The organism is Opitutia bacterium ISCC 52, assembly GCA_014529675.2.
Lineage (GTDB): Bacteria > Verrucomicrobiota > Verrucomicrobiia > Opitutales > UBA2995 > UBA2995.
This window is the reverse complement of sequence record CP076040.1, coordinates 350,036-363,898: the sequence shown is the minus strand read 5'-3', so window position 1 is coordinate 363,898 and position 13,863 is coordinate 350,036. Positions and strand designations below refer to the sequence as shown.

9 protein-coding genes are annotated in these 13,863 nt (G+C 49.7%); 5 read left to right on the top strand and 4 right to left on the bottom strand.

Annotation, left to right across the window (positions count from 1 at the left end):
• Positions 1-5: 5 nt before the first annotated feature.
• Complete coding sequence (locus GA003_01550; GenBank protein ID QXD28692.1) at positions 6-1,607, top strand: heparinase II/III-family protein; 1,602 nt, start codon at positions 6-8, stop codon at positions 1,605-1,607.
• Between the two features lie 20 nt (positions 1,608-1,627).
• On the opposite strand, the gene GA003_01545 is transcribed toward GA003_01550, so the two are convergent.
• Positions 1,628-4,576: an FAD-binding protein gene (locus tag GA003_01545; protein QXD28691.1), complete on the bottom strand. Its 2,949-nt coding sequence runs from the start codon at positions 4,574-4,576 to the stop codon at positions 1,628-1,630.
• Between the two features lie 16 nt (positions 4,577-4,592).
• The gene (locus GA003_01540; GenBank protein QXD28690.1) at positions 4,593-5,549 is read right to left on the bottom strand and encodes a pyridoxal-phosphate dependent enzyme; all 957 of its coding nucleotides are present in this window, start codon (positions 5,547-5,549) and stop codon (positions 4,593-4,595) included.
• Positions 5,550-5,658: 109 nt separating this feature from the next.
• Here GA003_01540 and GA003_01535 point away from each other — a divergent pair, with 109 nt between their 5' ends.
• Both GA003_01535 and GA003_01530 read left to right on the top strand, forming a co-directional pair.
• The gene (locus GA003_01535; protein ID QXD28689.1) at positions 5,659-6,573 is read left to right on the top strand and encodes an alpha/beta hydrolase; all 915 of its coding nucleotides are present in this window, start codon (positions 5,659-5,661) and stop codon (positions 6,571-6,573) included.
• 105 nt (positions 6,574-6,678) lie between these two features.
• Positions 6,679-8,493 carry an arylsulfatase gene (locus tag GA003_01530; protein ID QXD28688.1) on the top strand — a complete coding sequence of 605 codons (1,815 nt, stop codon included), beginning with the start codon at positions 6,679-6,681 and terminating at the stop codon, positions 8,491-8,493.
• Positions 8,494-8,724: 231 nt separating this feature from the next.
• On the opposite strand, the gene GA003_01525 is transcribed toward GA003_01530, so the two are convergent.
• The gene (locus GA003_01525) at positions 8,725-10,341 is read right to left on the bottom strand and encodes a fucose isomerase (protein ID QXD28687.1); all 1,617 of its coding nucleotides are present in this window, start codon (positions 10,339-10,341) and stop codon (positions 8,725-8,727) included.
• A gap of 173 nt (positions 10,342-10,514) precedes the next feature.
• Here GA003_01525 and GA003_01520 point away from each other — a divergent pair, with 173 nt between their 5' ends.
• The gene (locus GA003_01520) at positions 10,515-11,570 is read left to right on the top strand and encodes a Gfo/Idh/MocA family oxidoreductase (GenBank protein ID QXD28686.1); all 1,056 of its coding nucleotides are present in this window, start codon (positions 10,515-10,517) and stop codon (positions 11,568-11,570) included.
• A gap of 2 nt (positions 11,571-11,572) precedes the next feature.
• Here the strand turns inward: GA003_01520 and GA003_01515 are convergent, their stop codons facing one another.
• Positions 11,573-12,922, bottom strand: a complete 1,350-nt coding sequence (locus tag GA003_01515; GenBank protein ID QXD30311.1) for an alpha-L-fucosidase — start codon at positions 12,920-12,922, stop codon at positions 11,573-11,575.
• Between the two features lie 85 nt (positions 12,923-13,007).
• Here GA003_01515 and GA003_01510 point away from each other — a divergent pair, with 85 nt between their 5' ends.
• Positions 13,008-13,862: a hypothetical protein gene (locus GA003_01510; protein ID QXD28685.1), complete on the top strand. Its 855-nt coding sequence runs from the start codon at positions 13,008-13,010 to the stop codon at positions 13,860-13,862.
• Position 13,863: the final 1 nt, after the last annotated feature.

Here is a 13,863-nt window from a genome sequence, read left to right as displayed (position 1 = left end):
TTGCAATGCTCTATCGTGTATATGAAGAAGATAGATACAAAGAGAAAGTCATTGAATACCTGGACAACGTTACCTCTTTTCCAGACTGGAACCCCCAACACTTCCTCGACATAGGCGAAATGACCCTCGCCGTTGCCATCGGCGTGGATTGGTTATGGCAGGACCTGACAACTGAGCAACGTGAACGCTACCTGATAGCCATCATCGAAAAAGGCCTCCACCCTTCCCTCGATGAAGAAACGGAAAAGAATTGGTGGATCTACTATAACAATAACTGGAACCCGGTTTGTCATGCCGGGCTTACTGCAGGCGCCATCCTCATTGCCGACCGGGAACCGGAGTTAGCTGAGAAAATTATTAACCGCGCCCTCAAAGCAGTTCCCATCGCCATGGCCGAAACCGATCCCGAAGGCGTTTATCCGGAAGGACCCACCTACTGGGCTTACGGTACGGAGTTCTCAGCCATCTTCATGGACCTTCTGGATCGTGCGGTCGGTCACAATTTTGGATTGGAGGATCACGAGTCCTTCAAGAAATCGATGGGGTTCCGCACCATGGCCGTCGCTCCCACCGGAGCTGCCTACAACTTCTTTGATAGTGGAAGCTATATCTACTACTCACCGGGCCCCACCTGGTTCGCCCAAAAATATGACGACCCGGTTGCTCATTACGAATACCGCAGACAACTCAGCTCGTTTCTAAAATCCGACGAGTGGACCAAAGGTAATAACCGGAATCGCCTGCTTCCTTTCGCCGCCTTGTGGTATCCAGAAAACGCCAACGATATTGATCCCGCCGAGATGGACCTACCAAACACCTGGTATGGAAATGGGAGTAATCCCATAGGAATGGTCAAGTCGGCGTGGGGAGATCCAGAGGCATTCTTTCTGGGTTTCAAAGGAGGCCTCTGTTCCATCAGTCATGCTCACATGGATGCAGGTAGTTTTATCTATGAAGACGAAGGCGTACGCTGGGCCGTGGATCTTGGCGCTCAGACTTACCTGACCCTGGAGTCGAAAAATATTGGCATCTGGGACCAAAGGCAAAGCTCTGATCGATGGCGCACATTTCGGCTGGGTCCGTATAGTCATAACATCCTTCTCATTGATGAACAACCACACTTGGTAAACGAACAGGCCTCAATCACTCACTTTTCCGAAAACGGAAATAAGATCTCTGGCACCGTCGACCTGAGTTCGGTGAATTCAAAGAACGTGCAAAGCTATGAACGCACCTTCACCACGCACGACATGAAGGTACTTCAAATTGACGACCGTGTTGTGGGTGCACGCAAACCCTTCGAACACGAAGGCAGAAACTCAGCGACTCTCCATTGGCGCATGGTAACCAAATCCAAGGTAGAAGTTGTAAACAAGTCCGCTGTCCTCAAACAAGAGGGCAAAACCTGCCACCTGAAAGCCATCATACCTGAAGGCGTTCGTTACACGCTGGAAGCACGCCCGCTGGATCCCCCCCCTTACTTCTGGGACGAACCCAACCCCGGACATACGGCTATCGACCTGTGGCTGATGGCCGATGAAGAAGGTCATCGAAACCTTCGCGTTCTACTCAGCACTGACCTCGCAGCGTTGGAGGCAGTTGAGTAATTCGATAGAGCAACGTGCACTTATTTCAATGCACGCAACAGTATCTCGGCCGGGTGTAATGCCTCTCGCTGTGCTCCATCGAGAATCTGATGCCGACAGGAGGTGCCTGAAGCGGCTACCAAAGTTGTATCCGCTTCATTCTTAACAGCCGGAAGGAGTACCAGGTCTGCAATGTTCATGGATACATCGAAGTGCTCTTTTTCATAACCAAAAGATCCGGCCATACCACAACAGCCACTGGGGATCGCCTCGACCGTATAGTTCACCGGAAGACTGAGCGCAGCCAAAGTGGGTTGAATTCCAACTAAAGCCTTTTGGAAACAATGCCCGTGCAAGAGTACCTTTTCCGCATCCTCAACAAAGTCTCCTGAACTGACACGACCGGCCTTTGCTTCGCGTTCGATAAACTCTTCTAACAACAAACAATGAGGTGCCATTTGTTGAGCAGTCTCTTTCAAATCCGGTTCGGCAAGATCGAGCGCCTCATCCCGAAAGGTAAGAATGGCGGATGGCTCGACGCCCACCAGGGGTCGCTCTTCATTTACCTTTTCCGAGAGGGTCTTAAGGTTATCATTGATGATGCGTTTGGCTTTTCGAACAAAGCCTTTCGATAACCAGGTTCTGCCGCTTTCACCATGCTCGGGAATTTCAACTTTATAGCCCAGACGTTCCAATAACTCAATGGTCGAAATTCCTGCACGTGTATCCTGGTAATTCGTAAACTCATCGTTGAAGAACCATACACTACCGTTCGATCCGGCGTTAGCATGCGGAGTACGATTCTTGAACCATCGCTCTAAGGTTTGCTTCGGAAGTAGTGGAATAGACCGCTCTGGATGGAATCCACTCAGGCTATTTAAAAAACGTCGAATGAAAGGTGTTCCGAAAGCCATGTTCCATAGCCCCGGAAGCATGGCCGCCCACCTTTGCATCGAGGCATAGCGCGCTATTAACTTCGAGCGAAGAGAAGCGCCATTCGCATCGTAATAATGCTGCTGAAACTCAGCCTTGAGCTTCGCCATATCGACCGAGGTCGGGCATTCTTTCTTACACCCCTTGCAGGAAAGGCAAAGGTCCAAAACGTCTTTGAGATACTCGTCATTGAACGGATTTTCATTTTCCGATGAGGTCAACACATCGCGAAGCATATTGGCCCTAGCCCGAGTTGTGTCTTTCTCATTGCGCGTTGCCATGTAACTGGGGCACATCGTTCCGCCGGCCAGATGGGTCTTGCGGCAATCCGCTGATCCCGTGCACATCTCAGCCGCCCCCAATAACCCACTGGTCGCAGACCAATCGAAATGTGTTTCAACCTCAGGGGGTGCCACGCCCGGCTGATAACGAAGATACTCATTCATCGGAGGGGTGTTCACGATCTTGCCAGGATTAAAGATATCCTGGGGATCCCAGCTACGCTTAACCGCTTCAACCAGAGCATAGTTTTGCTCGCCCAACATTTGCTTGAGAAACTCTCCACGAAGACGACCATCGCCATGCTCCCCAGAGAGCGAACCTCGATACTGTTTTACCAGATCGGCAATCACCTGGGCGACTTCCCGGAACTGCTGTTTACCTTCCTCCGTCTTGAGATTGATAATGGGCCGTAAATGTATCTCACCACTACCGGCATGGGCGTAGTGAATGCACTGCAGACCAAAGCGCTCAGCTAACAGACGATCAAATTCGGCAATATATTGTGGAAGGTCTGCCACATCGACAGCCGTGTCTTCCACCACCGGAACGGGTTTCGCATCGCCGGGAATATTGTTCATCAATCCCAAGCCAGCTTTTCTCAAATTCCAGATTTTTTCCGTATCCTGACCAAACAAGACTGGGTAGGCATAACCATATCCGGCGTTACGAAAGGCTTCTTCCAATTGATGGGTTATCTTCAGAACCGCATCCTCCGAATCCGCCCGAATCTCGGTAACGAGTACCGCTCCCGGCGAACCTTCGATGAAGAAGCGGCTGTTACGATGTTCCAGGCTCCGCTCAGTGCATTCGAGGATGAAATCATCAATCAGTTCACAGGCATAACAGTCAAAGCCGACAGCAATCTGTGTGGCTTTCAAAGCCTGATCGACTGAGTCAAATTGAGCACACTGTATACCAACCACTTTGGGTGGCAGAGGATTACAGTGGAGTTTCATTTCCGTGACCAGACACAAGGTGCCTTCACTCCCTGCAATGAGTTTAGCAAAATTGAATGCCTTATCACTCGCGGGATCCATGCAAGAGGCGTCCATAAGTAGATCCAGAGCATAACCGGTGTTGCGTCTCGGAATGGACGGCTTGGGAAATTCTTTTGCGATCTCTGCTCTCACTGACTCGTCACCAAGCTGATCTCGAATAGAACGATAGAGTCGCGTTTCTAAGGATTCCGGACCCTCGCATTTTGCCTCAAACGCCTCCAGACTTATAGGGCCAAAGATCACTTTCGAGCCATCTGAGAGTAAGGCGGTAACTTCTAGTATATGATCCCTTACACTCCCATACTTAACCGAATTCGAGCCACAGGAATTATTGCCCAGCATCCCGCCCACCATAGCTCGATTTTGGGTCGACGTTTCTGGGCCAAAGAAAAGACCATGCGACTTGAGAGCAGCATTGAGCTCATTTCGAATCACGCCTGGTTGGACACGTACCCAAGATTCCGATTCGTTAATTTCCAGAATATCGGTGAAGTGGCGGGATACATCCACAACGATTCCGTTCCCCACGACCTGCCCAGCGAGTGAGGTTCCGGCCGTTCTTGGGATAAGCCCTACTCCGTGCTCACCAGCGAAACGGATGAGTTCGATCAAATCTTTCTCAGACTCAGGAATTGCCACGGCGAGTGGCATCTCTTGATAAGCTGACCCATCCGTTGCATACAAGGTCCGCATGAGGCGACCGGTATGTAACTCTCCTTCGAGGAGGGAGCTGAGTTCAACGAGCTTCTGGGAAATGTCGTCTTTCACGTGATTCATATTTTCAATGAGACAATTATTTGAGCCACGGCAATCGCTCCAGATCAATATTGCCTCCCGAGAAGATCACTCCCACGCGCTCGCCAGGAATCTCACTGCGTTTTTCAAGTAGTGCGGCAACGGGTACGGCTGCAGACGGTTCAATAATAATTTTCATCCGCTCCCAAACCAGGCGCATGGCCTCGACAATGGATTCTTCGGAAACGGTTACGATACTGGAACAGCGTTCTTGAATGATCGCAAAGGTCAATTCGCCCAGGCTGGTAAGGAGTCCATCAGCTATAGTTTGAGGATTATCGGAAGGCTGTATCTCACCTGTTTGCGTCGAACGATAAGCATCATCTGCATTCAACGGTTCAGCGCCGATGACTTTCGTGGTTGGATTCGATTCACTGAAAGCGATGGAAGTACCGCTCAGCAATCCACCCCCACCGACCGGGGCCATAACAACATCCAGCTCGCCGACTTCTTCTAGCAGTTCGAGGGCTGCAGTCCCTTGCCCGGCAATAATACGCGCATCGTTGTAAGGATGAATCAGTACCCGGCCCTCATTCTCCAGGATATGGGCCAAAGTCCTCTCACGCGCTTCCAGGGTGGGTTCACAATAAGTAATTTTTGCGCCGTAACCCTCTACCGCAGCCTTTTTCACGGCCGGGGCATTCGAGGGCATGACGATGTGAGCACTCGATCCAGCCAGTTTGGCAGACAAAGCCAGGGCGGCGGCGTGATTGCCCGATGAATGAGTAGCTACTCCTCGCTTGAGTTCCTCCTCAGACAAACTGGTAACCGCGTTGCAGGCACCGCGAAATTTAAAGGCTCCTACTTTCTGAAAATTCTCGCACTTGAAGTAGAGTTGGGCATCCAGGGTTTTATCCAAAGCAGAACAACGTAACACAGGTGTCTTGTGCGCAAAGGGAGCAATACTACCTGCCGCTGCTTGAATATCATCGAGGTGAGCACAAAGTTCAGACATAATCTTAAAGTTTCAAACGCCTTCAAAAGTGCAAGAGGTTTAATAATAAGGTAGTACCAGATTCAGCCAATTTTCTTGTAGACGAATTGCTTCGTCCTATGATTTCCCTATGATCTACTCTAGGAATGTTCGCCATCTTCTTCCCACCATCCTATTCATTGCAGCCTTTGGCATCAGTACCCAGGCACAGCAAAGGGCCCCCATACCGCCGATAACCTACGAGGATGTTTCCTATGGGAACCACAGTAATCAAGTGATCGACTTTTGGAAGGCGGATGTAGATGGTCCTGCACCTTTGGTTGTTTATATTCACGGTGGTGGATTCACAGGAGGTTCACATAAAAAGGTCACTGCAAAGAAAATCCAACAATACCTGGATGCGGGGATTCACCATGCCTCAGTAGAATACCGCTTTATGAAGCATGCGAGACTTCCAGCCGCGCATGAAGATGCAGTTCGTGCATTACAATTTATCCGGAGCAAGTCAGATGAATGGGGCATCGATAAAAATCGGATCGCGGCCTACGGCGGATCAGCCGGGGCACAACTGGTCGCCTACCTCGCCTGGGGCGATGATTTCGCCGACCCGGAAAGTGATGATCCAATTGCACGTGAATCAACCCGCCTTGCAGCTGTTGCGCCATTAGCCGGTCAGTCGACCATGGACTTTGACTGGTGGGTAGAAAATATTCCTGGTTACAGAAAAGCCTTTCACGACAGGGACCGTTCGGAGTTTGATCTCTCGGACGTAGAGATGCGTGCACTGATGAAGGAGCTCTCTATCATCAACCACATCAGTTCGGATGATCCTCCTAGCTACATGAGTTATGGAATGAAACCGGATGATCAAATTCCAGATAACCCGGAGCGTGCGCGAGGCTGGTCGATTCACCACGTAAATTTTGGAATTATCATGGAAGAAAAACTACGAAGAGCAGGTGTGGAAGTATTTCTTAAGTATCCGCAAATACAGCTGCCTTTCGAAAACGAAGTGCCATTTCTGATCCATCATTTAAATAAGTAGGACGTCCATTACTACAAAAACAACCGCCCACTTGATGATTTAAGAGGACGGAAACAGAAGGATCCCGAACGGTTTACCAGACGTGACACAATTCATTTTTATTCTATGACTATCTTTAAAGAAATACCACGCTTCCCTTTTATTTTGCTTACAACCTTTACTTTGGTTGCGACATCCCACTCCAAGCTGGCAGCACAAGGTTCTTCCACCACTCCGGATCATCCGGCAGCTGAAAGGTTTCAAGGTAGCATAGGTCGATTAGCTGCGGACTCGACACCAGATCACCTTCAAGAAGTGAAAGCTCCCCAACAAAGCCCGAACGTCATCTACATCGTATTGGACGATACGGGCTTTGGAGATTTAGGTTCCTACGGGTCGATAGTTTCAACGCCTTACATGGATACGCTGGCTACTGAAGGATTGCAGTTTAACAACTTTCATTCGAAGGCGGTTTGTTCACCTACCCGAGCATCTCTATTGACCGGTCGCAATTCCCACGCAGTGGGTATGAAAGAATTAACAGGAAGCGATCAAGGCTATCCTCATACGCGAGGACAAGTAAGCGCAGCGGCAGCGAACATTGCTCAAATTCTTGGACGAAACGGGTACAGCACGCTGATGGCGGGAAAGTGGCACCTGGTACCTGCGGCCGAAATGTACGCTGCTGGTGAACGCACCCACTGGCCGCTGCAAAAGGGTTTCGATCGCTTTCATGGATTTCTCTATGGCTGGACAGATCAATACCGTCCCGACCTAGTCATCGATAATCGACATGTTGATCCACCTGAAGACCCCGACTATCATTTTTCCGAAGACATCGTAAATCAATCGATTCAAATGATCGGTGCGAATTTAGATGACAAACCGGACAAGCCATTCTTTCTCTACCTCACTTTTGGAGCGGTGCATTCACCTATACAAGTGCCCAAACGCTACATCGAAAAATACAAGGGCAAGTTCGATGAAGGCTGGGATAAGGTTCGGGAACGACGCTTTCGTAAGCAGCTCAAAACCGGACTCATTCCTGCCAGTTCCAAATTACCGGCGCGAGGGCTGGGAGATCCAGCCTGGGCAGATCTGAGTGAGGTCGAGCAAAAAGTATTTGCCCGCTTCATGGAAGCCTATGCAGGTTTCCTTGAACACACGGACGATCAAATTGGTCGCCTCATCAATTTTCTCAAAGAGAAGAATCACTTTGAGGATTCTCTAATTATTCTGATCTCGGACAACGGTGGAGCGCCAGAAGCTGGCGTGGAAGGCAATTTCGAACATCCCTATAACGGGAAGCTTACAGTGGAAGAAATGTATGAGCGACTCGATGACCTCGGCTCTCGCAATTCGCAGCCTCAATATCAAAGGCCCTGGGCAATGGCTTCAAGTGCCCCTTTCCAATATTACAAACTGTGGCCATTTAATGGAGGCGTTCGGACACCGATGATAGTGTCGTGGCCCGAAGGAATAGAATCAAAAGGCCTTCGCGAACAATTCGTCGATGTCATTGATATTACACCAACCGTGCTCGACCTGGTTGGCATCGAAGCACCGGATACCTTTGATGGTGTTCCTCAGATGCCACTTCATGGTAAAAGTCTGAGGGCCGTATTCCAAAGTCCGGAAGCACCGGCTCCTCGAGACACTCAATACTGGGAGCTTTGGGCAAGCCGATCCATTTATCATCAAGGCTGGAAAGCCATGGCTTTCCACAAGCACGGAACCCATTTCGCAGACGACCATTGGGAACTCTACAATCAAAACAACGATTTTACAGAGTCTACTAACCTCGCAGATACACATCCCGAGAAACTCAAAGAGCTCCAGGCACTCTGGTGGGCGGAAGCCGAAAAGTATGGGGCTCTCCCCCAACTCGAAGCAAGAGGCGGCAGAACCAGAAGCTATAATCAGATATTTCTCGACAAATAAGGTTGGAAGATCGCCAGGAAAAACAGCCTAAAATCACTTTTCCATTGAATAGAGTTCTGCGAGAACCATAAATTTTGATCTGAGAATTCGGGAGCCATTCAGAAAATACAATGAGCTTAACACAGCTAAAACACCCCAGTTCACTGATTTTATCAAAAACAATTTTTGATGGAGGGGCTGAATCTATCCCAAACTGCCCAGACTGGCTTGTTTACAGCCAATAAAATGAAACTAAGACAAAGGTGCCCCGCCCTTGCCCGTTCCGCACAGAGAGACCTTAATTCCTAGTTTGGCGGCCAATGCGGCCTTCGTTTGCATGGCCAGGTCCGCGTCTTCAGCGCTGTTGGCATAAGCAAGCTGAATGTGGTTGGCCTTATGACGGGCCATCATCTCGTCGCGCGACACTCCATAGGTGATACAATGCATGATCGGCCATTGAGGAGTCGTTTCATTGAGGCGGCGTTGAGTTTCTTCTTCCGGTAATTCAATAGCTTCTCCACGACCCAGATCCATGCAGAGCTGGCCGCCGGGCACAGATCCATCAACCCAGATACGACTCCACACCACTTCGCCGGGATGAGATATACCCTGCAAGGTGGATCCACCTTTACCAAAGTACATAATGGGCTGGCGATAACCATGACAGTTTTCATAGCCACCGTTGTGCTCGACTGGGACAGACCCACTGATGAGAAACACCCAGACGTATTCGTCGGTGGTGCCACTTTTGTCAGCATCGCCCCAACGTAAATCGTGCAGAGTATTTTCCGGCGGTTGACCCAGTGCATCGTGCACTCGCTGGGTCAGCAATCCATCCAGTCCGGCACACTCGTCAACTTCGTTGAAATGAGTAAATGGTTTCCCGGCCTTGATGACTTCTCCAGCATCATTGGTCACTGGGGGACGCTCGCTGCTATTAAGTAAACCTTCGGCAAGGTCAGAGGCAGGACACAGGTCTTTGAGTCCTTGTTGATATTGAATACCAATCGCGTCGCACCCGAAGAAATCTCCGATCCGACAGGCAGCAATATACAATTTGCACTGCTCAAGTACTTGCGCCTCGGTCAGGTCCTCAACTTCGTCTTCACCGAAATGAAAGTTGAATCCACGATCACAAATCCACTGATAGGCACTCGCAGCTTCCTCGTCGCTGACCTCCTGCATCCCAGCATAAAGGGCCGATTGGCTCAGACGTTCTTTGTAAACTCCGGTCGAGAAAAGCAGGTGATCAGGTATGATGGCATTGAACATTCCCATGCAACCTTCGTCGAAGACGCCCATTATGGCTTTGTCCCTCTGTAACTGTCCAGCTAGTTGGCCAGCAACTTCATCGGCCTGCCCCGATGCTCCGCCAAACGGGTTTACCTGCGGTGTGGCATGAACGACTTCGCCAGTTTCCAACCAGGATGTTAATCCGTTTAAGAACAAATCGTCACTAAAGTCCTCGCTCCAGAGCGTCGAATACTTCACTCCAGCTTTCGTAAGTGAGCCGTTAAGATTAAGCATACCAACAAGCCCTGGCCAGGTACCCGACCAGTTCGCTACAGTGAGTATGGGCGCCTGGTGGCTGATGAGCCCGTGCAAGATGTGGTGACTGTATTGCCACACCGCCTCTGCCACAATGATGGGTTGCTTAGGATCTATCTTGGAAAAGACATCCATGCCTTCCTTTTGACTTCCAATGAAACCATGGCCACGGGCTTTATTGTAGAGATGCGCCCGTTCAAGCTCATGCCCGAGCTTCGCCACCACGTCGCTAAGCTGCGCTTCCATTTCGGCTTGTTTCTCCCAGCAGGTTTGGTTGGCACTTTCGCGTAAGTCGCCACTCGCAATTAGGGTAATTTTCATAGTAGAGGATTCTATTAATAAGCTTTGTCCTTCGGATGAAAAGGCAAAGCTAGGGAAACTTTATCAGTAAAGCAGAAGTTAAGGCCGTTGATTAGATCCTTTTCTTACCGTCGAAAGGACAACCATTGACGCATTTAGTTCGCTATTCAAAGTCTAATCATCAATACAATACCATGAAAAAGATACAGTTCGGGCTCATCGGCGCAGGACAAATAGCAGATATTAGTGCAGGAGAAATCAACCAGCATGCAGCGGCTCAGGTAGTTGCTATCCAGGACCTCAACCAAGGAAGGTGCGAAGCACTCGCCACCAAACACAAGATAGCGGAGACATTTGCAAGCAGCGAGGAGTTACTCGCCAGCGATCAGGTGGATGCGGTTTACATAGCCGTGCCCAATAAGTTTCACGCACCCTTGGCAATCCAGGCACTGCAGGCAGGAAAGCATGTCATCCTTGAAAAACCATTTGCTATGAACCAACCACAGGCAGAGGAAGTCGCAGCGGCAGCCAGAGTCAGTGGTAAATGCTTTACTCTGGGCATGAACCTTCGCTTCTTCGAGGAAGTCCAACGAATCAGATCTGTAGTCGAAGAAGGCGAGCTTGGAGAGGTCTACCATGCCAAGGCCTATTGGTTCCGCCGTTCTGGTATCCCTAAACTGGGTACCTGGTTCGGAAACAAAGAATTGGCTGGCGCAGGAGCCATTAACGATATCGGTGTCCACTACCTGGATGCCTGTTTATACCTGATGAACAATTTTGAACCTGCTTCAGTATCGGGCGTCACTTATACAAAATTTGGCAACCGCGGTTTGGGAGAAGGTGATTGGGGGAACTCAGACAAGGAGGATATTACCTTTGATGTAGATGACTTTGCTTCTGCCCTCATCAAAATGAAGAACGGAGCGACCGTTCACCTGGAAGTTACCTGGGCCTGTCACGCCGCTGAGGAAAACCGGCAAGGGATAGAGCTCTTTGGAACGGAGGCAGGGGCATCCATGAGTCCAGCCAAGCTTTATCGTCCCGGTTCCAAACCGAATGACTACCATGCAGTTGAGATAGGAAGCCGATCCAATCCATTTCCACACGGCAATCGTTTCCACAACTTCATCAATCATCTGACCGGCGACGAACCACTGGCCATGAATCTAGAGCAAGGCTTGGCAGTTCAAAAAATCCTAGATGCCGTATCCGAATCGAGTCGGACCGGCAGAGAAGTGGTCTTCGACTAAAATCAGTACTCGAGCTTCACAACGGTGGCAATTGCATCCTGCATTTCTAACGGGAGAGAAATAAATGCATCGTCACCGCGGATCTCCCAAGCCAAGTCATCGCAACAATCGATAATCTGGATGCTTTTATATGGCATCCCATCCATGAGCGGAATTCGCAGCGTTCCGTCTTCTGGCCATTCAAAAATGTGAGCAAATACCTCACCCTCTTTCTGTGTGAACCGACCCCAATCAGGTTTTTCAAACGGACTCGCATCTGAGCCGTAAATCGATTCCCCATATACGGCCAGCCAGTCACCCATCGCACGCAGACGCTCGATACTGGGAGCAGGAATGAGACCTTCATGAGTAGGGCCAACATTCAAGAGGTAGTTCCCCCCCTTGGAAGCGATATCAATGAGGTTTCGTATCAGGAGCTCATCCGACTTCCACTCATTGTCGTAAGCTTTCCAACCCCAGGTTCTGTTCATAGTCATGCAAGACTCCCAATCAACACCGGGCAGCCCAGTATCAGGAATTTCCTGTTCAGGGGTTCCATAGTCGCCAGCAAAGTTGCCTTCCGCATTCAACCCTTCCATACCTTTGCGCCCTTTATCGACCCGGTTGTTTATAATGATGTCGGGTTGAAGATTGCGAACGAAGTTGTAGATGTCCTTTCCTATTTCGGTTTTGTAATCTGGAATCCACTCGCCATCAAACCAGAGAATCCCCAGGTCCCCATACCCGGTAAGCAGTTCCTTCAACTGGGGCTTCAAGTAGTTTTCTACATACAGGGGGAAGCGGGGATTTTCGCGCTTGCGATCATTATATTTGGGATAGAACGGTCCCTGGGCATCCGGGTGATGCCAATCCATGATCGAATGATAGAAGCAAAGTCGAATGCCATACTTCTCACACGCAATGGAAAGCTCTTTCAAAATGTCCTGTTTGAAGGGCGAAGCATCCATGATATCCCAATCGCTGACCTTCGAGTCCCACAACGCGAAGCCGTCATGATGCTTGGAGGTGATGACGATGTATTTCATACCTGCATTCTTGGCAATACGCACCCACTCCTCGGCATCGAAAAACACAGGATTAAACATTTCAGCATATCCTTCATATTCATCTACGGGAATAGGAGCTTTATTCATAATCCACTCACCAATACCCGGAACCTGATTCCCCTTGTAGGTTCCACCGTGAACGGAATAGACGCCCCAATGGATAAACATGCCGAAGCGCGCTTCCTTCCACCAATCCATCCGAGCATCCCGGTCTTCAGCGTTTTCTTCCAAATAATTTTTGCCCATGAGTGAGCAGACCAACATCAACAATAATCCTGCCCACAGTACACGATTTACCATTCGCATATTCATAAAATCAACATGACGAAAATAGACCTTCCCGAAACCAGGTTGCTGAGTTAGAAACCCAGCTTCTAATTCTCATTACCATATGTCTCGTATTATTATTTTTGGCGAAATCCTCTGGGACTGCCTCCCATCCGGCCCCCGGCTGGGTGGCGCACCTCTCAATGCAGCCGCAAACCTCAGCCTCCTCGGGCACGAAGCAGTTATGGTTTCAGCACTCGGCAAAGATGAGTTTGGCGAGCGTGCGTTGGAAGCAATGAAGCGATACGGTTTAAACACGGACTTTGTTCAAGTCGGCGACTACCCGACTGGAACGGTCGAAGTAACGCTCAACGAAGAAGGAGACGCCAGCTACGCCTTTACCCCCAACTGCGCCTGGCACCATCTTGCAGAATTGATGGAGACAGCACCACTTCCAAAAGGCGACGCGCTGCTCTATGGTTCCCTCGCGAATCACGTTCCGGAAAACTGGTCCTGGCTAAAAGCTCAGTTAAAGAATTTTCCCGGATTGAAATGTTGCGACATCAACTTGCGCGATCCCTGGGAACTCGAGCTCGTTCAAGAAATCGCAGCCACCCCCGATGTCTTAAAATGTAATGAGACTGAGTACGAAGCCATCACTCAATTGGAAGCATCCGTGAGCGACATGAGCCTGTTGAGATCCGCTAAGGAAAAGTTCTCTAATTTCCCCAAAAATCTTTGTGTCACCTTTGGGAAAGAGGGCGCGCTCTACTTTTCAGAAAAAAATGAAATCTTCTCAGGAGCCACTTCCGCAATCGAGGTGGCAGATTCTATTGGCGCTGGAGATGCCTTCATGGCAGGGCTCATGCACCAACTCGTTTCATCCGATCAAGATCCAGAATTGGACTTCCTCAATGTCTGCTGTCAACTCGGAGCAGAAGCGGCATCGAGAAGTGGAGCATTGCCTGAACTTCAATAGC

What these genes read in the sequence shown, in the direction of transcription:
- GA003_01535 (QXD28689.1), top strand. Translation starts at nt 5,659, where the DNA reads ATGATCTACTCTAGGAATGTTCGCCATCTTCTTCCCACCATCCTATTC.
- GA003_01550 (QXD28692.1), top strand. Translation starts at nt 6, where the DNA reads ATGCTCTATCGTGTATATGAAGAAGATAGATACAAAGAGAAAGTCATT.
- GA003_01510 (QXD28685.1), top strand. Translation starts at nt 13,008, where the DNA reads ATGTCTCGTATTATTATTTTTGGCGAAATCCTCTGGGACTGCCTCCCA.
- GA003_01540 (QXD28690.1), bottom strand. Translation starts at nt 5,549, where the DNA reads ATGTCTGAACTTTGTGCTCACCTCGATGATATTCAAGCAGCGGCAGGT.
- GA003_01525 (QXD28687.1), bottom strand. Translation starts at nt 10,341, where the DNA reads ATGAAAATTACCCTAATTGCGAGTGGCGACTTACGCGAAAGTGCCAAC.
- GA003_01515 (QXD30311.1), bottom strand. Translation starts at nt 12,922, where the DNA reads ATGCGAATGGTAAATCGTGTACTGTGGGCAGGATTATTGTTGATGTTG.
- GA003_01545 (QXD28691.1), bottom strand. Translation starts at nt 4,576, where the DNA reads ATGAATCACGTGAAAGACGACATTTCCCAGAAGCTCGTTGAACTCAGC.
- GA003_01520 (QXD28686.1), top strand. Translation starts at nt 10,515, where the DNA reads ATGAAAAAGATACAGTTCGGGCTCATCGGCGCAGGACAAATAGCAGAT.
- GA003_01530 (QXD28688.1), top strand. Translation starts at nt 6,679, where the DNA reads ATGACTATCTTTAAAGAAATACCACGCTTCCCTTTTATTTTGCTTACA.